Origin of the sequence: Neobacillus mesonae, from assembly GCF_023715155.1 — a bacterium.
GTDB lineage: Bacteria > Bacillota > Bacilli > Bacillales > Cytobacillaceae > Neobacillus > Neobacillus mesonae_A.
On sequence record NZ_JAMBNQ010000002.1, the window covers coordinates 81744 to 101106 of the forward strand.

Consider the following 19363-nt stretch of genomic DNA (forward strand, 5'->3'; position numbering starts at 1 on the left):
ACAAACTTTACTAGTGTATGGCAGCCCGAAACTTCCAGCTATGTTTTTATTAATTGTGAAAACTATTCTTATGACTCTTATCTTTTAAAATAGCCATTAAGCTTTCCATACTAAAATCCATTATATATACCCGATCTCGATATGTTCCTTTACTTGGGAAATTCATGCTTTTTAAGATGCGATTTGCAGTATGAATATCAACATGTAAAAAATCCCGGCATTCCCGATTCGTGATGGTTCTTTTATGAATCAAAAACCATTCTAAAAGATTTCGTTGATGGGCTAAATGGTCAACGTCTTTACATGTGGGGCAGAGCCATGTTCTTGGATGCTTGACCATTCCCAGTCTGCCGCACATATAACACCTTGTCCCTGGTTGGAAATCTTCGAATGGGATTTTATAAGATTCGCTGATAGGTGCTGGAATGAACGGTTGATGGCTGCTAACGATCTCATGGGAAAGCCTTTGGAATGTGTCGGGATCTAATTTTTCCCCCTGCTGTGGAATGCTTTTGATATAAGAAGGAACCAGGTTTGGGAATAACAGTTTTGTATGGGTTGGGGCGGTTGTCACAATTTGCTTAGGATAGGCTAATATGACCGCGCGGTAAATGGGGAGTTGGATGTTGCGGCCCCAAAGCCATTCGGTCACATATTCGCAGTTCCTCTGTAATTGGGCAGCGGGGTTTTCATAGCCATATTTGTGTCCATCCTCTTTGGTGCTGACTAGTTGCGGGGGATTTTCCTTGAATTCCAAGATTCCACTAATATTTTTCACTTCTAAAACTATGCCATACCAAGGGGTTAAGCCAAAAATGTCAATTTGAACATCTGTAGAAAGGGATAAGTCATGATAAATGTGGATATCAAATGGGAAAATGCTTTTCTTGAAGATCTCAGCCACTCTGTCCTCACCGCCGATTCCTGCTTCCATTGAGGAATGCTTTGCTGATAATACAGGCAGGGCTGGATGGCCGGCTAATAATCGGCTTTGGGCAGCAGCCAACCCCTCTAACTTCAGCGGAAAGTCTCTCTCTTTTATTAGAATATCAATCACCTCCACTTTGCATCATAGCATATTGTTAAAAGACAAGCTACAAAGTTCAAAATATTGTAAAAAGTAAACTTGTACATCTATTGACCAGTGGGGTCAGCCGGAATATACTGTGATTGACTGGTATGGTCAACAACTGATAAAAGGAGGACCGGCACAGTGTTTTCAAAATTTCTCAACTTAGATAAGGAAAAACAAGACCGAATCATAAATGCCGCCATGAAGGAATATGCCGAGAAGGGATATGAAAAGGCATCAACCAATGAGATGGTAAAGGAAGCTGGAATTTCAAAAGGGCTGCTGTTTCATTATTTCGGCAGCAAAAAGCAGTTATTTTTGTTTTTATTTGACTATTGCTATGAACTCGCTGCTGAGCAGTTTTTTCAAAAGATTAACTTGGATGAGCCGGACTTTTTTACAAGAATTCGGCAGGCCATGCAGATTAAAATGGAGCTGCTTTCGATTTATCCAGCCCTTTTTAAGTTTATGGAGGGTGCTTATTTGGAGGATTCGATGGAGGTTAAGCCCGATATTGAAAAAAAGGTAAAGCAAATGACCGATGACAGTATGGGCAAGGTTTATGAGGGAATTGATTTTTCGAAATTCCGAGATGACATGGATGTCCAGATTGTTTTAAAAATTATTACCTGGACGTTTGAAAAAATGAGCGAAGCGGAGCTTGAAAAGGCAAGGCTTTCTCCAGCACATCAAATTGACTATAAGCAAGTATTTCTCGAAGCGGAGCAGTATTTTGAGGTCTTAATCAAGGCCTTTTACAAATAAAGGGGGCTCTAAACGATGAATGTGATTGAGCTGAAGAACCTGACCAAAATGTATGGCAAATCAAGAGGGATTAGAAATATCAGCTTTAATGTGGAGGAAGGCGAGATTTTTGGGTTTATTGGACCGAATGGTGCCGGTAAGTCGACGACCATCCGTACAATGTTGTCACTTATTTATCCAACAAGCGGCAGTGCGCTGATTTTTGGCAAGGATTCAGTTAAGTTTGCCCCGGAAATTAAGAGGGAAATCGGGTACCTGCCATCAGAAGTATTTTACTACGATAATATGAAGGTTAAGGATTTGCTGAAGTATTCAGCTAGTTTTTACAAAAAGGACTGCAGTCATCGGATTAGTCAGCTTTCGAAAATGCTGGATCTTGATCTTAATAAAAAAATTGATGATCTGTCTTTTGGAAATAAGAAAAAGGTGGGCATTGTTCAGGGGCTGCTGCATGAGCCAAAACTCATTATACTTGATGAGCCGACGAGCGGCCTCGACCCGTTAATGCAGCAGAAATTCTTTGATCTTTTAAAAGAAGAAAATAAGAAAGGCACAACGATTCTATTTTCTTCTCATATTCTGAGTGAAGTGCAAAAGATGTGTGACCGTGTGGCGATTATCAAGGAAGGCGAGCTAGTTAAGGTCGAAAAAATCAGCACGCTAAAGGAAAATAATCATAAACGGTTTAAGCTGGAAACGAAAATGCCCGTATCGCAGGGCTTCTTTCAGATGGATGGAGTTCAGAATTTGGAGGTAAAGGACCAGATTACAAGTTTTCTATACAGCGGCAATATCAATAGTGTATTAGAAAAATTAACCCAGTTGGAACTAACGAATCTTTGGATTGAGGAGCCGGATTTAGAGGAAATCTTTTTGCATTACTATGAAAAGGAGAATGAAGATGAATATTTTTCTCCATGAACTGAAAGTTTACCGGAAGTCCACCATTGTATGGACCTTGTCCCTGGCGGCGGTATTGGTGTTGTTTATGTCGATGTTTCCGGGTTTAACGAAGGATGCTGCTGATTTTCAAAAGCTGCTTCAAGGATACCCGGAACCTGTTCGGAAGGCATTTGGTATTTCGCTTGAAAGCATTACATCACTATTAGGGTTTTATTCCTATGTGTTTTCTTATATTGTATTATGCGGTTGCATTCAAGCTATGAATCTGGGAGTCTCGATTTTATCGAAGGAGGCGCGGGAAAAAACAGCTGATTTTTTACTGACCAAGCCGGTAACCAGGAGCCAAGTGGTGAGTGCTAAATTATTGGCCGCAATCAGCTCCTTAATCATGACGAATATCATTTTCTTGGCGGCTGCTGCCATGACGACACTTTCGGTAAGCCAAAAGCCGTTCGATATGGGCACCTTTTTAATGATTTCTTTATCGGCCTTCTTGGTGGAATGTATGTTTTTAGCTTTGGGGGTGCTCGTTGCCGCCGTGATGTCTATCAAGTCGGTTCTGCCGATTTCACTTGGGACTGTATTTGCCTTTTATATTTTAAATATGCTGGGTTCAGTGATTGGGGAGAAGGCGGTTCGTTACCTCACTCCATTTAAGTATTATGATACGGCCTATATTATTAGGCATGCATCTTATGAACCCCGTTTTATCTTCATTGAAGCATTGTTTATTGTCATTGCTGTTTCAGCCAGCTATATCATTTATTCAAAAAAAGATATTCATGCGGTATAAGGGGGTGTTGTGATGAATTTGTTTTTCCGGGAAATGAAGGCAGCGAGAAAGTCTCTTATTCTATGGTGTATTGGCAGTTTCTTAATGGCGGCCAGCGGGATGGCGAAGTTTGAGGGGTTAGACAGTACCGGTGAGTCATTGCAGCAGCTGGTTTCTACAATGCCCAGGTCGCTTCAGGCTGTCATGGGTACTGGATCTTTGGATTTATCAACCGCCGTCGGGTATTATGGTATTCTGTTTACGTACCTATTGTTAATGGCCGCCATCCATTCCTTAATGCTGGGTGCTGGTATCATCGCCAAGGAAGAACGCGGTAAAACAGCGGAATTTTTATTGTCAAAGCCGATATCGCGAAGCCGGATTATGACCGCAAAGCTTGCGGCGGCACTGGTGAATGTGTTGATTTTTAATCTAGTAACTTTTGTTTTTTCAGTGATCAGTGTGGCCAAGTTTGCGAAGACAGAGGATTCGATAAGTGACCTCTCCCTATTAATGACGGGGATGTTCTTGGTGCAGCTTATGTTTTTAGCCGCAGGATCGGGGATTGCGGCCTCAGGGAAAAAGCCGAAACGGGCTGTGTCAATGGGGACCGCGCTGTTATTGGCGGCCTATATCCTGTCAATTGCCATCGATTTGAGCCAGAAGCTGGAGTTTCTGCAATATCTCACACCGTTTAAATATTTTGAAGCAAAAAGGGTATTGATAGATGGTGGACTTGATCCGGTGTTTATCTTGCTTTCCATTGGGATTGTATTCATTTTGACCATTGTGGCCTATATTTCATTTAATAAGCGGGATATACAGGTCTAAATACTTGGGGAATATACAAATTGAGTTCTTTCCATTTGTGCTTAAGAATCTACAATAAGAAAGGGTACTCCAAATTGGAAGTACCCTAATCTTTTTCTAAAAAGCTTCTATTTTTACATGTTCTGCAAAACTAGTTAACAAAGAAATGGAATTGATATCAGTTGGAAATAGTGGAATATAGCATTTTTCCTGGTTGGGAAATTCCTGTTTAATCCACGTGAGATACTCCTTTTGATTGACCTTTCTTTTTTGTAAAAATTCTCCGTCCGCTTCTTCTCCAAGGATTTTATTGATAAGGAGCGTTTGGACTTTAAGTCCGTGTTTTTCCAGCAGTTTCAGCGCCTTGGCGGTTTCCAAAATAGGCAGACGCTCAGCATTTAGGACAAAGAGGAAGCCGGTTGACTGATTGTCCAATAAGATTCGTCTTACAGCAGCAAATCGCTGTTTCCTTCTTTGCAGCACTTTGTAAATCGGATCATCCACAGGCTCGCCGTCATTTAACAGCTGTGTGTAGTTGTCGGTTGCTTTTTTTCTTCTTTCCAGCATTCCATCAATCCATACGCCCATGATTTCAGGGAGTGTTAAAAGCCTGATGGTATGGCCGGTTGGTGCTGTATCAAAAACAATTGATTCGTACTGCTCTCCCTCATCGAGGATAATAGAAACAATGCGGTCAAATAAGGCAGCCTCCTCTGCTCCGGGGGAAGAGCCCGCAGCATCAATCTGCCGGTTAACCTCCTCCTGCATGTGGGCGCTGACAACGCCGCGAATATTTTCTTTCACGGTTTTAATATAGCTGCGGCTTTCGGCAGCAGGGTCGATTTCAATGGCATCAAGATTGGGAGCCGCTTCAACTGGCCTATTTTTCAAAGGCTTGTGGAAAATATCTCCGATGTTGTGGGCAGGGTCTGTGGATACGAGCAGGGTCTTTCTTTGCTGCTGTGATAATAAAAGAGCAAAAGCGGCAGCACTGGTGGATTTGCCCACTCCTCCTTTTCCCCCGACAAACCATGTTTTTTTCATATTATATCCCCCTTTAACAGCAGCGGAATCCGGTCAGCGGTGATTTTTCCATCCCCATCCGAAGATGCCAGTCATGAAATTTTTCAAGCATGTAAGGATACAGCTCCAAGGTGTAGTAGCTTGCTGGATTGGGGAGGCCAAGCGTTTCAGACAGGCAGAGAAATAGGAATAAATCATCCTCATCCCGAAGTTCCCGGGCAATCTCAGAGCGGTGGTTAACAGAAATGATGTCCTCGTAAAGCTGCAAAAGTTTTTTAACCCCTTCAGATAGGTTCTTCATATATGTCACCAGCTTTTTTGAAAAATGATCACTGAATTCGTGATATACGAAAATAAAAGGGAAACCCGGAGGCAGCCAGGTCCCCGTCGAGCTTACATATTTGGATCAATTTTGGCTAGGTCGCCTTTTTTTGATAATTCAATCAGTGCCGTGATGGTAATCCAAATGGCGAAGACAAGGATGATTGCGCCGAAGATAAACAGCAGCATATTGGCATCGGCTGCACCCAGCCCGGACCATTCAAACACGACCTGCTGCACCATTGCCCAGACGGTCATAAATAATAGAAAGACCATTGGAATAAAGGTGATCATATAGTTGCGTCCAAGCCGCTTCAACCAGACGGAGATGAGCAATAAACTGATGCCCGCGAGCAGCTGATTGGCTGTCCCGAATAACGGCCATAACAGATAACCGCCGGAACCAAAGCCGTTCGGCCCTTTTGGCAAGAGCACTAACGCCGCACTGGAAGCAACAGCCACAGCGGTTGCGGCATGCGTCTTTGTTAACGGCTTGAAGTTATACTCATCTGCCAATTCCGCAATAATATATCTCATTAAACGGACAGAGGAATCCAATGTAGTGGCGGCAAAGCTGACCACAATAATTGAGATAATGGTCATAGCGATATCGGCAGGTATTCCAATGCCTCCTGCGAGGTTGGCACCGCCTTGAATAAAGTTGCCTAAGCCTCCGCCGTTTGCCGCACTAAAGCTGCTATAAGCCTCTTTAAATTCCCCGGCATTCGCAAACAAGCTGACACAGGCAATAATCGAAATAAGTGCCAAAAATCCTTCGCCGATTGCGCCGAGATAACCCACAAAGCGGGCATCCATTTCATTGTTTAATTGTTTTGATGAGGTTCCAGATGATACAAGCCCATGGAAACCGGAAATCGCACCGCAGGCAATTGTGATGAATAGGAGCGGGAACCATGATTTATCTGTGGCTGCCGGGTTTGTCATCGGTGCCGTAATTTCAGGGTTTAAAAAGAATAATCCCAAGTACATGATGAAAAGCCCAACAACTAGTTGATGGGAGTTAATAAAGTCCCGCGGTTGAAGCAGCTTCCAAACTGGCAGAGTTGAGGCAAAATAACAATACACCATAAGAACAATAATCCAGATAAAGAAAGCCATGGAGACGCCGCTAAGTCCAAATAATGTCGTTGCATCCGGACCGCCTAAATATTTGACTAAATCAATCTGTAAAGCAGGAATTCTGCTCGATAAAACAGCTGTTCCATACATGATTGCCAATGCAATTAAGGATGGCACCAGCATCTTCTTTTGCTTTTTATAAACGGTGTAGCCAATCCATACGGCTAAAGGAATTTGAATAAAGACAGGCAGAACACTTGCTGGGAATTTTACAAAAAGGTTGGAGATCACCCAGGCAAAGACGGCATTTACCATTAATACGAGAATTAAAATAATAAATAAGAATAATAGTTTGGCCCGTTTGCCGATGAGCTTATTGGCCAGGGTGCCGACCGATTGACCTTTGTTGCGGACAGATAATACGAGCGTGCCAAAATCATGGACACCCGCGGCAAAGACCGTGCCAAGTACGACCCACAATAATGCAGGCAGCCAGCCCCAATACACCGCGATGGCTGGTCCGACAATAGGCGCTGCACCGGCAACCGATGTAAAATGGTGCCCCCATAAGACAATTTTCTTCGTAGGAACAAAGTCTACATCATCCCTAAATTCATGTGCAGGAGTTACAAAGTTGGGATCAAGACGATAAATCTTTTCTGCCACAAATTTTGAGTAGTAGCGATAACCAAGGATAAACACAATGGTTCCAATTACCGCTAACCAGATTGCAGACATTCCATCTCCCCCTATTTATTTTTTACAGGCAGACTTTGGAACCACCTGTATAGTACCAAGTATATGAAGGATGACAGATATTATAATCGGAATATTTAGAACTTACATTTCCACTGTGGTAAAATATATAGCGAAAACTTTTACTTCAGAATTTATCATGGTAATATAAGTAGATGAATTGGAAAAAGGAGGAATAACAGATGACGCAAAATGATCAGAACACGATGCCGCCAAAGACGGGTCCAATTGAAAAATTAGTAACAGTGGAAGAAGATGTTAAGAAGGTGCTTTCCGGGGAAAAAACAGCTACACGCCGCAACGGCCGATATGCCGACCCTGGTGAAATTATGACCCTTGAAGGAAAACAGTTTGTCGTCGATAAAGTATATTCCCAAAGCTTGGGCGAGCTGACAGATGACGATGCCCGCCGCGAAGGGTTCAAATCATTGGAAGACTATAAACAATCGATTTTATCCATACATCCTGGAATGCCGTGGCTGCCGCAGATGAGAGTCTGGGTGCATGAATTCAGCCCGGTTAAATAATAAGGTGTTCGGCCCGCAGCATTTGCTGTGGGCCGTTTTTTTCAGTGTTGGAATGCTCTTAGGGAGGTGTAATGCGCTGATTGGGGCGGGATGATTGGGTAATAAAGAGCTATTTGCTAAAGGGTTGTACGCTAATTAAGAGAGCTTATGCGCTAATTGAGGGGGCTTATCCGGTAATTATGGAGGGTTATCCGCCAATAAAAAGCCATACGCTAATTAATCAAGCTTATCCGCTAATAGCCCACCACCCGCTAATTTCCAAACTCATCCGCTAGCTGCCAGCCAAATCCTACACCGTCATCCCCCTTGAAGCTCAAATCATTGTCTATTTTTTTAAAACAAAATTATAATAGCTTTATCAAAGCTCGAGGAGCCTGTATATGAAAGCTTTTAAAAAATATATAAAGAAATATTGGCTGTCTTTTAGTGCGGCGGTTATGTTTCTTACGCTTGAAGCGATTTGTGATTTGCTGCAGCCAACGATTATCGCAAAGATTATCGATGAAGGTGTGGCAAACCGTGATATCGATTTTGTGTTAAAAAATGGCGGAGTGATGCTGCTGGTTACGGCGTGCGGGGCTGTTGCGGCATCCATGAGAAGTATTTTAGCCAGTATTACCTCCCAGCATTTTGGGGCAGAGCTGCGGTTTGATTTATTTAAAAAGATTCAATCTTTATCCTTTAAGAACCTTGATCAATTTGACCGCGCATCCCTTATTACCCGGCTGACCAATGATGTTACCCAGGTGCAAATCTTTGTGAATGGGTTGATGCGTGTGTTCGTGAAGTCACCGCTGCTTGCTATTGGCGGACTGATTATGGCAGCAAGGCTTAACCTCCACCTTGCCGTGGTCCTTGCCGTCGTGGTTCCGCTTGTTGCCATCTTCATTATGATTAACCTGCGGCTCGGTTTCCCGCTCTTTGGCAAAGTGCAAAAGGCGCTGGATGGAGTGAACAGTGTCATCAGGGAATATTTATCAGGTGTGAGGGTGGTAAAGGCGTTTAACCGCTTTGATGTGGAAATTGACAAGTTTACCAAAGTGAATAATCAGTTTAAGGACAGCTCTATCGCCGCAAGCAGGCTGATGTCGGTGTTCAGCCCTGCCATCATGCTGACGGTGAATTTAGGTATCGTGGTTGTTATTTGGCTTGGCGGGTTAGGAGTAGAGTCCGGCGATATCCAAGTAGGCCATATCATTGCTTTCATTAACTATATGACACAAATTTTATTTTCATTGATGATGATATCGATGGTGTTTAATATGTTTGTCCGGGCAAGGGCATCGGCTGGCAGAATTGGCGAGGTTTTTTCCCAGGAAAGCAGACAGAGCTGGACGAAAGAAGCTTTTACACAGAATATCCAAAAAGGAAGAATTGACTTTGAGGATGTCTCTTTTTCCTATGAAGATTCCGGAAGTGAGCAGGTGCTGCAACATATTAATCTCACCATTCTTCCAGGGGAGACAGTTGGAATCATTGGGTCCACCGGCTCTGGAAAAAGCACTTTAGTCGGCCTTATCCCCCGCTTCTATGACGCCGTTCAAGGCACAGTCAAAGTTGGTGGAGAGGACGTTACTCAAATCAACCCGAAGAATCTGCGTGAAGAAATTGCCTTTGTGCCGCAGAAAAATATCTTATTTACAGGAAGTGTGGCGGACAATATTCGCTGGGGGAAAGAGGATGCGGCAGAAAGTGACATAGAAGAAGCAGCAAAGATTGCCGGTGCACATGACTTTATCTTCACGAAGCCAGAAGGCTATGGAACGGCCATCGGCCAGGGAGGAGTTAATTTTTCCGGCGGTCAGAAGCAGCGGATTTCCATAGCCAGGGCACTGGTAAAGAAACCGGAAATCCTCATCCTTGATGACAGCACAAGCGCTGTTGATGTAACCACTGAGGCAAAAATTAAGGAAGGGTTAAGAAAGTATGCCCAAGGCCTTACATGTATTTTAATTGCACAGCGGATTACATCAATTATAGATGCAGATAAAATCGTTGTGCTTGACCAAGGCCGGATTGCCGGAGTTGGGACCCACCGGGAATTGATCAAGGATTGTCAGGTATATCAAGAGATTTACCGCTCGCAAATTGGCAAGGAGGTGTCCGTCCATGGCGAAGGGACCAGTGCAGCAGAATAACCCGGTAACACCGCCGCCGCTTCGACCAGGCGGACACCACCGCCGCGGCGGTCCGGTTGTCAAGCCGAAGAATTTCACGGGTACTCTAAAACGGTTATGGGGTTATATCGGCAAGGAACGAAGAATGCTTACGTTTATTTTTCTCTTTATTTTGATTGATTCAGTCTTAATGCTTCTAAATCCCTTTCTTATCGGGAAGGCGATTGATGCCATGAGCTTGAATCAAGGAAAAGTGAACTTTAGCTTTTTAGAAGGTATGATCGTGATTTTAACAACTGCCTATATTGCTGATGCTGTTCTGACATGGCTTCAGGGCTGGCTGATGGCCGGGGTTGGCGGCAGGATTGTGAAAAGCTTAAGGGATGCTCTGTTTAAAAAACTGCAAAAGCTTCCTGTTTCCTTTTTCGATGCACGGTCGCACGGTGAACTGATGAGCAGGCTGTCAAATGATGTAGATAATATCAGCAATACAATTTCACAATCTACCACCCAGCTAATGTCAGGAATTGTGATTCTTACTGGTTCGCTTGTGATGATGATTTTCTTAAGCCCAATTCTAACGTTAGCCAGTATGGTCACTATTCCGCTTGTGTTTTTATTAACAAAGTCCATTGCTAAAAGGACAAGCGTTTTGTTTAAAAAACAGCAAATTGAACTTGGAAAGTTAAATGGCCAGATTGAAGAAACCATTACGGGAATTGAAGTAGTAAAGGCATTTAACCATGAAGAAAAGGTAATTGAGGAATTTGGCCAAGTGAATAGGAGTCTCCGCGAGGTCGGCCTTAAGGCGCAAATTTGGTCCGGGTTTCTGATGCCGATTATGAACGTTATTAACAATCTTGGATTTGCCATTGTAGCAGTTGTCGGAGGCATCTTAGCTGTAAAGGGGCATATCACGGTGGGGGTCATCGCCAGCTTTATCACCTATTCACGGCAATTTGTCCGGCCTCTTAATGATCTGGCAAATATTTTTAACATCCTTCAATCTGGTGTTGCCGGTGCAGAGCGGGTGTTTGAGACGATTGATGAAGAGGAGGAAACGACTGATCCAAGGGATGCTGTAAAGTTAGAGCAGCCGCAGGGCCATGTTGTATTTGAAAATGTCAGCTTTGGCTACCGCCCGGATGTGCCCATTTTGAAAAACATTAGCTTTGAAGCGGAGGCTGGCACAAGCATCGCCCTTGTCGGACCGACGGGAGCCGGAAAAACGACAGTGGTGAATCTATTAACAAGATTTTACGATGTTACGAGCGGGAGAATTTTGCTGGACGGCCTTGATATTCGAGATTATACGCGGGATTCGCTGGGGCGCTGCTTTGGTTTTGTGCTTCAGGATACGTATTTATTTTCCGGGACGATTAAAGAAAACATAAAGTATGGGAAACCGGATGCGGCCGTTGAAGAAGTGGAAAGAGCGGCGCAGATGGCGGGGGCTGCAGGATTTATCAGCCGCCTTCCGAAAGGTTATGATACCGTGCTCACGGAAAACGGCGGCAATCTCAGCCAAGGGGAGCGTCAGCTTTTGGCCATTGCCAGAGTGATATTGGCAAAACCAGCCCTCCTAATTTTAGATGAAGCAACGAGCAGCATTGATACGAGGACAGAGCTTTATATTCAAAAGGCATTGCTTGCATTACTAGAAAACCGAACCAGTTTTATCATTGCCCACCGGCTCAACACCATTCGTGATGCAGATATCATTATGGTGATTGATAACGGACAAATTATTGAAAAAGGCAGCCATGATGAATTAATGAGGCAGCATGGTCGGTATTATCAGATGTTTTATAATCAGTTTAAAAATGTGGAATCAGCCACTTAACTTTAGGGGGGAGAGAAAATCTCTCCTTTTTTGTTAGTGACAAGTGTAAAGACACCTGTTAAAATACATATGTAGACAAGCAAAATAAGTATTTTGAAAACAGTTAGGGAATACTTTTACTAACTTGTTAGACAGAGGGGGGTTAAGAAAATGGAAAATACAAAGGGGATTTATAGCGGACATTTGCATGGCAAATTTGGGCATAAAGAAATATCAAGCCGGAAACTGTTAGGGATTGCAGGAACGGCCTGGATGTTTGATGCCATGGATGTCGGGATGCTGAGCTTTATCATTGCTGCATTGCAGGTGGAATGGAATTTAACCCCAGGGCAGATGGGCTGGATTGGCAGTGTCAATTCCATAGGAATGGCTGTCGGTGCGTTTGTGTTTGGATTAATGGCCGATAAAGCGGGCCGGAAGAGTGTTTTTCTGATTACATTGTTACTCTTTTCACTTGCCAGCGGGGTTTCCGCTTTTGCAAGCAGTTTAACCATCTTTTTAATCTTAAGATTTTTAATTGGGGCAGGTTTGGGAGGAGAGCTTCCGGTCGCTTCAACACTTGTTTCAGAAAGTGTGCCGGCTGAAAAGCGAGGAAGCACGGTCGTCCTTTTGGAAAGCTTTTGGGCTGTGGGCTGGCTGGTTTCAGCATTAATATCTTATTTTGTTATTCCTTCTTACGGCTGGCAGATTGCTTTAATCATTAGTGCCCTTCCAGCATTTTATGTAATTTATTTACGGATGGGGCTCCCAGATTCACCGCAGTTTACGGCTGTAAAACAAAAGGCGAAAACTTCAGTGTTTGAAAATCTTGCAAAAGTGTGGTCTCAAGAACATGCAAGACAGACAGCGATGATCTGGATTGTTTGGTTCTGTGTCGTTTTCTCTTATTATGGGATGTTTCTTTGGCTCCCAAGTGTCATGGTCATGAAAGGATTTAGTTTGATTAAAAGTTTTGAATATGTCTTAATCATGACATTGGCACAGCTTCCTGGTTATTTTACCGCAGCCTGGTGCATTGAACGGTTTGGCCGGAAGTTTGTCCTAGTGGTATACCTTATTGGTACGGCAGCCAGTGCTTATCTATTTGGAACCGCTGATTCAACGGCACTGCTCATGACAGCTGGTATTCTATTATCATTTTTTAACCTTGGTGCCTGGGGCGGCCTATATGCCTACACCCCAGAACTATACCCAACTATCATCCGCGGAACCGGCTCTGGAATGGCCGCTGCGGTTGGCCGTATTGGCGGCATTCTCGGGCCATTGTTAGTCGGTTATCTCGTTACACAAAAGTTTTCTGTTTCAACAATCTTTACGATTTTCTGTATTTCCATATTAATTGGCGCGTTAGCCGTATGGATTTTGGGAAAAGAAACGAAGCAAAAAGAGCTGGCATAAGATTTTACTTTGGAGATTCCTAAAACGGGAATCTCCTTGTTTTGATGATAACGAAAAACTATTATATTTAGACAAAATAATCGCCTGCCGTTTTTATAAAAATGGTAAAGTAAATCTTAATTACTTTGTTGGAGTAAAGCGTGACGGCATAGGAATTAAGTAGAAAAATGTCATTTTATAAATTATTTTAAAATAGTGCGTAATTAGACTAGACGAACTTAAAAATATTATGTACAATGTTTTCAGAATATTATCTTTTTTGGCAACACTTAGAATTTTATCTTGGGAAAATAAGAGAAAACAGGGGGTAAAGCCATGAGAAAGAAAAAAGCAGCAGGTATTTTGGCATCATTGTTACTTGCAGCGGGGGTAATGGCAGGCTGTAGTTCCAGCACAAGCGGGGGCGGAGACAAAGCTTCTGACAAGGGCGGCGATATTTTAATCGGTGCCAACCTTGAATTGTCAGGCGGGGTTGCGTCCTATGGTCAATCCATTAAAGAAGGGATTGATTTGGCATTTGAGGAAATCAACAAAGAAGGAATTGATGGGAAAAAGCTAAAACTTGTTCCTTTTGATAATAAGTCTGAAGCACCGGAGGCCATTAATGGTGCGACTAAATTAATCAGCCAGGACAAGGTTACGGCTATTATCGGCGCCGCCACAAGCGGAAATACAAAGGCACAAATTGAAATTGCCGGAAGCAATAAGATTCCATTATTAACACCTACCGGCACTGCTGAGGATGTTACATTTAAAGACGGCAAATTGAATGATTATGTTTTCCGTACATGTTTTATTGACCCATTCCAAGGAACAGTGGCAGCAAACTTTGCAATTAATGAACTGAAGGCTAAAAAAGCTGCAATCTTTATTGACAGTGCAAGCGACTATTCGAAAGGCCTTGCTGCGTCCTTTAAAGAATTGTTCACAAAAGAAGGCGGCCAAATTGTGAAAGAAGAGGCATATGTTGCGAAAGATACCGACTTCCATGCCCAATTAACAAATATTAAAGGGGCAGCTCCAGATTTCGTTTTTGTCCCTGGATATTATGAAGAGGTTGGTTTAATCGTAAAACAAGCCCGTGAATTAGGTATTAAGGCTCCAATGATGGGGGCTGACGGCTGGGATTCACCTAAGCTGATTGAACTAGCCGGCAAGGACGCTTTAAACAATACATTTATTACGAACCACTACTCTTCCGGAGACTCTGATCCAAAGGTACAGGAATTTGTAAAAGCCTTTAAAGCAAAATATAAGGACAAATCACCTGATGCTTTTAATGCTTTAGGTTATGACTCTGCTTACTTTATTGCGGATGCGATTAAGCGCGCCGGCAGCACAGATACAGAAAAAATTCAAAAGGCGCTTGCTGAAACTGACGGCTTAGAGCTTGTCACTGGAAAAATGAAGCTTGATGATAAACATAATCCAATCAAGTCTGCTGTTATTTTGGAATATAAAGATGGGGAGCAAGTATTTAAAACAAAAGTGAATCCATAATGTAGACTTTAGTAAATTTTATAACGCTCAAAATGAATAGGGGGCATGTACATGTTCCCTATTCCAATTTTCAAGGAGTGGGAACAATTTCCTATCCCATTTGGAAGGAGTTGCAGACATGGAACAATTCATACAGCAGCTTGTCAACGGTATTTCCTTGGGAAGTATTTATGCATTGATTGCCCTAGGGTACACAATGGTTTACGGTATCGTTAAATTAATCAATTTCGCCCATGGAGATGTTTTCATGGTCGGTGCATTTATCGGCTTCTATTCTATCACATTTTTTCATTTGGGACTTTTCCCTGCCTTATTGATTTCCATGACAGCCTGCGCCATTTTTGGTGTCTTGATTGAACGGATTGCCTACAAACCGCTTCGAAATGCTACAAGGATTGCGGCTTTAATTACAGCCATTGGCGTTTCCCTATTTATTGAATATGGCACAATCTATATTCGGGGCGCCCAGCCGGAAGCCTATCCAAGCGGGATTGCTCCACTTAAAAGCATTGAAATCTTTGGAGTAAAGATCAGCGGCCAGTCCTTGTTGATTTTAGCCGTTTCGTTCTTCCTCATGATCGTCCTGCAATTTATCGTTCATAAAACTAAAATTGGCAAAGCGATGCGGGCGGTTTCCCATGATATGGACGCGGCTAAGTTAATGGGGATTAACGTGAATAACACCATTTCTGCCACATTCGCCATTGGCTCTGCGCTTGCCGGTGCAGCAGGCGTCATTTTTGGAATGTATTATACAAAAATTGAACCATTGATGGGGATTATCCCGGGGCTTAAGGCGTTCGTTGCGGCTGTATTAGGCGGTATTGGTATTATCCCTGGTGCCATGGCGGGGGGATTGCTGCTTGGTGTCATCGAGGCGCTTGTCAGTGCGGCGGGCTTCTCTCTATGGCGTGATGGTGTGGCTTTCGTCGTATTAATTCTAATCTTGATTTTCCGTCCTGCCGGATTATTTGGTAAAAATGTCAGGGAAAAAGTCTAGGGGGTGGCTTTAGCGATGAAATCTGGTAAACACTTAAAAGGTTTTTGGCTCTCAATCGTTTTAGCCGTCATTTTTTCAGTAGTAGTGCAATTTCTTATTTCCGGGGGAACATTAAACCCTTTCTATGTTAATACACTTTTTTCAATCTGCATTAATATCATCCTGGCGGTAAGCCTTCACCTCATTATCGGGATTACCGGGCAGTTCTCCATTGGACACGCCGGCTTCCTTGCGATTGGTGCCTATGCCTCAGCTATTATGACGATGAAATTGGGGCTGCCGTTCCCAGCGGCTATTCTTGCTGCAGGGATTGCTGCAGCAGCGGCTGGGGTAATTATCGGGATTCCGACCTTAAGACTGCGCGGCGACTATTTAGCAATTGCTACACTTGGATTTGGCGAGATTATGAGAATCGTATTTTTAAATATTGAGTATGTCGGCGGTGCGAGCGGAATGACGGTTTCGCACTTGACCACATGGCCATGGGTAATTACCTGTGTTCTGATCACCATTATTGTCATTGCAAACTTCACCAATTCCACTCATGGACGTGCCTGCCTCTCCATTAGAGAGAATGAGATTGCTGCCGATGCCATGGGGATCAATACTACGTATTATAAGGTTATGGCATTTATCATCGGTGCCTTTTTTGCCGGAGTGGCTGGTGCCCTTCACGCCCATAACTTTTATATCATCCAGCCGCCGAACTTTGGATTTTTAAAGTCCTTTGATATTTTAATTTTTGTGGTAATCGGCGGGTTGGGAAGTATGTCAGGCTCCGTTATAGCTGCCATTCTCTTAACAATCATCTCTACCTTCCTTTCCAATTATCCAGAAGTGCGAATGATCATTTACAGCCTGGTACTGGTTGTCATGATGCTGTTCCGCCCGCAGGGTTTATTGGGAACAAAGGAAATAACAGCATTCTTAAAAATGGGAAAGTCTGCAAAAGGGGGGTCCAAGGATGGCGGCAAACACACCGTTGCTTAAAGTAGATCATGCAGGTATCCAATTTGGCGGACTAAAGGCTGTTTCTGATGTCAACCTTGAACTGCAAAAGGGGGAATTAGTTGGTCTGATTGGACCAAACGGTGCCGGAAAAACGACATTTTTCAATCTGCTTACAGGCGTATATGTGCCGACTGAAGGAAGTATTTCACTAGAAGGGGATAAATTAAGAGGTTTAGCTCCCCATAAAATTACCAAAAAAGGGATCAGCCGGACATTCCAAAACATTCGTTTGTTCAGTGATTTGACGGTCCTTGATAATGTAAAAATTGCGTATCATTCTCTTGCAAAGCATTCTATCTTCAGTTCGATTTTCCGCCTTCCTTCCCACTTTTCCGGTGAGCGGGAAATGGAGGAAAAGGCCATTGAATTTTTAAAAATATTTAAGCTTGATGATGTGCTGTATGAACAGGCTAGAAATCTGCCTTATGGACAGCAGCGCCGGCTTGAAATTGCCCGGGCGCTGGCAGCAAGTCCGAAGCTGCTGCTTCTCGATGAGCCGGCTGCAGGCATGAATCCTCAGGAAACAGAGGAATTGATGAATTTGATTGGCTTAATCCGTGAACAGTTTAACTTAACCATTCTATTAATCGAACATGATATGAACCTCGTAATGGGTGTTTGTGAACGTATATATGTACTGGATCATGGTCAATTAATTGCACAAGGCACTCCAGAACAAATCAGAAACAATCCAAAGGTCATCGAAGCGTATTTGGGCGAGGAGGTCTCGTAATGCTGAAAGTAAATGATATCAATGTTTATTATGGCAATATACATGCATTGAAGGGAGTTTCCCTTGATATCCGTCCTGGTGAAATCGTGACATTGATTGGGGCAAACGGTGCCGGGAAAAGTACGCTGTTAAAAACCATTTCAGGGCTTCTAAAGCCAAAGACCGGAAAGATTTTATTTGAAGATGAGCATGTAGCCGGAAAAGTGCCGCAGTTAATTGTAAAACGCGGGATTTCCCATGTTCCGGAAGGCCGCCGTGTATTTGCCAATATGTCGGTTGAGGAAAACCTGGAACTAGGCGCCTTTTTGCGTAAGGATAAGAGGGGGATACGGGAAGATTTCGAAAAGGTGTACCAGTTATTTCCCCGTCTTCATGAACGCCGCAAGCAGCTTTCTGGTACACTTTCAGGCGGTGAGCAGCAGATGCTGGCGATGGGAAGAGCGCTGATGGCCAGGCCGCGGCTCCTTCTATTAGATGAGCCTTCGATGGGGCTTGCACCGCTCTTGGTAAAAACCATCTTCCGCATCATTGAGGAGATTAACCAAACAGGAACGACGATCCTGCTGGTTGAACAGAACGCGAATATGGCACTGTCGGTTGCGAATCGCGCTTATGTGATTGAAACGGGAAAAATTGTCGCGGCAGGTACAGCCGCGGAACTGGGAGAAAGTGATCAAATCAGGAAGGCCTATCTGGGCGGGCATTGAAGCGAAATGCCCGTTCTTTTTGGTTCTTGAAGCAGTATCTCAGTTATAAATTTTTTAATAATCGAGTTAATACTTGCTTGTACTCTGCTGCCTCGAAACTATTTTTCAGAGGTTTAATTTTTTCCAATGATGAGAGCGCACTGTTCAGAATGAATTTACGAAGGTCAGTATTATTTTGCAATAATTCCTCGGAAATAAAAGTAATCAATTCTAGACATTCCTTTTGGCTGGCTTCGTCCATTACATTTTTTTTTACATAACGTTTTACATTTGTTGTTACACGGATTAATTCAGCAAGACCTAAACCTATTTGCCGATAAAGGTATTTAGGTAATGATAAGGGTATTTAAGTAATGATATAAAAGGAGATTAGGGAGACAGGTAATATTCATTTGAAAGGTAATTTGTCCCCCTTATTTAAAATAGTTTTCCCTGAAGGAATCCGTATTTGGAAACTGTTATACTGAACTCAAATAACTATAAAAGGATGAATCATTATGGCACAATCCAAGACAAATGCGATGCGGATTCTGGATACACACAAAATCCCTTATGAAATCCTTACATACGATAACAAAGATGGAAAAATTGACGGCGTGTCTGTTTCTGCGAAAATCGGCAAGGAGCTGAAAGAGGTCTATAAAACGCTTGTAGCACAAGGTGCAAGCAGGAATATTTATGTGTTCATCATTCCCGTGGCGGATGAATTGGATTTGAAAAGGGCAGCCAAGGCGGCCGGTGAGAAAAACATGGAAATGGTCCATGTCAAGGATATTCAAAAGCTGACCGGCTATATCCGCGGCGGCTGTTCTCCGATTGGAATGAAAAAACAGTATCAAACGTTTATTGACGAAAGCTGCCTGCCGCTTGAGTCAATGGTCGTCAGTGCTGGAAAAATCGGCATGCAGATTGTCATTGCTCCTAAAGATTTAAAGGAGATTACGGAGGCAGAAATTACCGCCATTACAAAGTAAAATTTTAAGCCTAAAAAATTGTTATAGGCACTCACCTATAAAAGCTGACTG

The 19363-nt window shown here is 43.2% G+C and carries 18 protein-coding genes; 14 read left to right on the forward strand and 4 right to left on the reverse strand.

All coding sequences use genetic code 11. The annotated features are described in order from the left end of the window. Positions 1 to 49: 49 nt before the first annotated feature. Positions 50 to 1063, reverse strand: coding sequence for a nuclease-related domain-containing protein (locus tag M3183_RS03225; protein ID WP_251466422.1), 1014 nt, complete (start codon positions 1061 to 1063; stop codon positions 50 to 52). Between the two features lie 150 nt (positions 1064 to 1213). On the opposite strand from M3183_RS03225, the gene M3183_RS03230 reads away from it, so the two are divergent. Genes M3183_RS03230 through M3183_RS03245 form a run of 4 tightly spaced genes read left to right on the forward strand, consistent with a single transcriptional unit; the run spans position 1214 to position 4343 of the window. Further along, a complete protein-coding gene (locus tag M3183_RS03230; protein WP_251466424.1) occupies positions 1214 to 1837 on the forward strand; it encodes a TetR/AcrR family transcriptional regulator in 624 nt (207 codons plus the stop codon). 15 nt (positions 1838 to 1852) lie between these two features. Then, positions 1853 to 2758, forward strand: coding sequence for an ABC transporter ATP-binding protein (locus M3183_RS03235; protein WP_251466426.1), 906 nt, complete (start codon positions 1853 to 1855; stop codon positions 2756 to 2758). Beyond that, positions 2739 to 3533, forward strand: coding sequence for an ABC transporter permease subunit (locus M3183_RS03240; protein WP_251466429.1), 795 nt, complete (start codon positions 2739 to 2741; stop codon positions 3531 to 3533). The genes M3183_RS03235 and M3183_RS03240 overlap by 20 nt, the downstream gene beginning before the upstream one ends. 12 nt (positions 3534 to 3545) lie before the next feature. Next, on the forward strand, positions 3546 to 4343 hold the full coding sequence (locus tag M3183_RS03245; protein ID WP_251466430.1) for an ABC transporter permease subunit: 798 nt from the start codon (positions 3546 to 3548) through the stop codon (positions 4341 to 4343). 96 nt (positions 4344 to 4439) lie between these two features. Here M3183_RS03245 and M3183_RS03250 read toward each other — a convergent pair whose 3' ends face one another. The 3 genes from M3183_RS03250 to M3183_RS03260 form a co-directional block, all read right to left on the reverse strand. Next, the gene (locus tag M3183_RS03250; protein WP_251466432.1) at positions 4440 to 5366 is read right to left on the reverse strand and encodes an ArsA family ATPase; all 927 of its coding nucleotides are present in this window, start codon (positions 5364 to 5366) and stop codon (positions 4440 to 4442) included. Between the two features lie 13 nt (positions 5367 to 5379). After that, the gene (locus tag M3183_RS03255; RefSeq protein WP_251466434.1) at positions 5380 to 5646 is read right to left on the reverse strand and encodes a cory-CC-star protein; all 267 of its coding nucleotides are present in this window, start codon (positions 5644 to 5646) and stop codon (positions 5380 to 5382) included. Positions 5647 to 5738: 92 nt separating this feature from the next. Next, entirely contained in the window at positions 5739 to 7484 is a 1746-nt protein-coding gene (locus M3183_RS03260; protein ID WP_251466436.1) for a carbon starvation CstA family protein, read from the reverse strand. Positions 7485 to 7684: 200 nt separating this feature from the next. Here M3183_RS03260 and M3183_RS03265 point away from each other — a divergent pair, with 200 nt between their 5' ends. From M3183_RS03265 to ybaK, 10 genes are all read left to right on the forward strand, one after another. Then, entirely contained in the window at positions 7685 to 8029 is a 345-nt protein-coding gene (locus M3183_RS03265; RefSeq protein WP_251466440.1) for an ASCH domain-containing protein, read from the forward strand. A gap of 380 nt (positions 8030 to 8409) precedes the next feature. Continuing rightward, positions 8410 to 10167 carry an ABC transporter ATP-binding protein gene (locus tag M3183_RS03270; RefSeq protein ID WP_251466443.1) on the forward strand — a complete coding sequence of 586 codons (1758 nt, stop codon included), beginning with the start codon at positions 8410 to 8412 and terminating at the stop codon, positions 10165 to 10167. Further along, positions 10139 to 11989 (forward strand): ABC transporter ATP-binding protein, encoded by a 1851-nt coding sequence (locus M3183_RS03275; RefSeq protein ID WP_251466445.1) that lies wholly within the window; start codon positions 10139 to 10141, stop codon positions 11987 to 11989. Before M3183_RS03270 ends, M3183_RS03275 begins: the two co-directional genes overlap by 29 nt. Before the next feature lie 150 nt (positions 11990 to 12139). Then, a complete protein-coding gene (locus M3183_RS03280; protein ID WP_251466447.1) occupies positions 12140 to 13387 on the forward strand; it encodes an MFS transporter in 1248 nt (415 codons plus the stop codon). A gap of 315 nt (positions 13388 to 13702) precedes the next feature. Next, a complete protein-coding gene (locus M3183_RS03285; protein WP_251466449.1) occupies positions 13703 to 14887 on the forward strand; it encodes an ABC transporter substrate-binding protein in 1185 nt (394 codons plus the stop codon). Positions 14888 to 15005: 118 nt separating this feature from the next. Further along, complete coding sequence (locus M3183_RS03290) at positions 15006 to 15887, forward strand: branched-chain amino acid ABC transporter permease (RefSeq protein WP_251466451.1); 882 nt, start codon at positions 15006 to 15008, stop codon at positions 15885 to 15887. A gap of 15 nt (positions 15888 to 15902) precedes the next feature. After that, positions 15903 to 16877, forward strand: coding sequence for a branched-chain amino acid ABC transporter permease (locus tag M3183_RS03295; RefSeq protein ID WP_251466453.1), 975 nt, complete (start codon positions 15903 to 15905; stop codon positions 16875 to 16877). Then, positions 16852 to 17631, forward strand: coding sequence for an ABC transporter ATP-binding protein (locus tag M3183_RS03300; RefSeq protein WP_251466455.1), 780 nt, complete (start codon positions 16852 to 16854; stop codon positions 17629 to 17631). Before M3183_RS03295 ends, M3183_RS03300 begins: the two co-directional genes overlap by 26 nt. Then, the gene (locus M3183_RS03305) at positions 17631 to 18338 is read left to right on the forward strand and encodes an ABC transporter ATP-binding protein (RefSeq protein ID WP_251466457.1); all 708 of its coding nucleotides are present in this window, start codon (positions 17631 to 17633) and stop codon (positions 18336 to 18338) included. Before M3183_RS03300 ends, M3183_RS03305 begins: the two co-directional genes overlap by 1 nt. A gap of 497 nt (positions 18339 to 18835) precedes the next feature. Beyond that, positions 18836 to 19312 (forward strand): Cys-tRNA(Pro) deacylase, encoded by a 477-nt coding sequence (gene ybaK / locus M3183_RS03310; RefSeq protein WP_251466459.1) that lies wholly within the window; start codon positions 18836 to 18838, stop codon positions 19310 to 19312. Positions 19313 to 19363: the final 51 nt, after the last annotated feature.

Bases quoted from the DNA above. Each gene is read 5' to 3' on its own strand.
- M3183_RS03270 (WP_251466443.1), top strand. From the start codon at position 8,410: ATGAAAGCTTTTAAAAAATATATAAAGAAATATTGGCTGTCTTTTAGT.
- M3183_RS03295 (WP_251466453.1), top strand. From the start codon at position 15,903: ATGAAATCTGGTAAACACTTAAAAGGTTTTTGGCTCTCAATCGTTTTA.
- M3183_RS03265 (WP_251466440.1), top strand. From the start codon at position 7,685: ATGACGCAAAATGATCAGAACACGATGCCGCCAAAGACGGGTCCAATT.
- ybaK (WP_251466459.1), top strand. From the start codon at position 18,836: ATGGCACAATCCAAGACAAATGCGATGCGGATTCTGGATACACACAAA.
- M3183_RS03285 (WP_251466449.1), top strand. From the start codon at position 13,703: ATGAGAAAGAAAAAAGCAGCAGGTATTTTGGCATCATTGTTACTTGCA.
- M3183_RS03250 (WP_251466432.1), bottom strand. From the start codon at position 5,366: ATGAAAAAAACATGGTTTGTCGGGGGAAAAGGAGGAGTGGGCAAATCC.
- M3183_RS03235 (WP_251466426.1), top strand. From the start codon at position 1,853: ATGAATGTGATTGAGCTGAAGAACCTGACCAAAATGTATGGCAAATCA.
- M3183_RS03305 (WP_251466457.1), top strand. From the start codon at position 17,631: ATGCTGAAAGTAAATGATATCAATGTTTATTATGGCAATATACATGCA.
- M3183_RS03300 (WP_251466455.1), top strand. From the start codon at position 16,852: ATGGCGGCAAACACACCGTTGCTTAAAGTAGATCATGCAGGTATCCAA.
- M3183_RS03245 (WP_251466430.1), top strand. From the start codon at position 3,546: ATGAATTTGTTTTTCCGGGAAATGAAGGCAGCGAGAAAGTCTCTTATT.
- M3183_RS03260 (WP_251466436.1), bottom strand. From the start codon at position 7,484: ATGTCTGCAATCTGGTTAGCGGTAATTGGAACCATTGTGTTTATCCTT.
- M3183_RS03255 (WP_251466434.1), bottom strand. From the start codon at position 5,646: ATGAAGAACCTATCTGAAGGGGTTAAAAAACTTTTGCAGCTTTACGAG.
- M3183_RS03275 (WP_251466445.1), top strand. From the start codon at position 10,139: ATGGCGAAGGGACCAGTGCAGCAGAATAACCCGGTAACACCGCCGCCG.
- M3183_RS03280 (WP_251466447.1), top strand. From the start codon at position 12,140: ATGGAAAATACAAAGGGGATTTATAGCGGACATTTGCATGGCAAATTT.
- M3183_RS03240 (WP_251466429.1), top strand. From the start codon at position 2,739: ATGAATATTTTTCTCCATGAACTGAAAGTTTACCGGAAGTCCACCATT.
- M3183_RS03290 (WP_251466451.1), top strand. From the start codon at position 15,006: ATGGAACAATTCATACAGCAGCTTGTCAACGGTATTTCCTTGGGAAGT.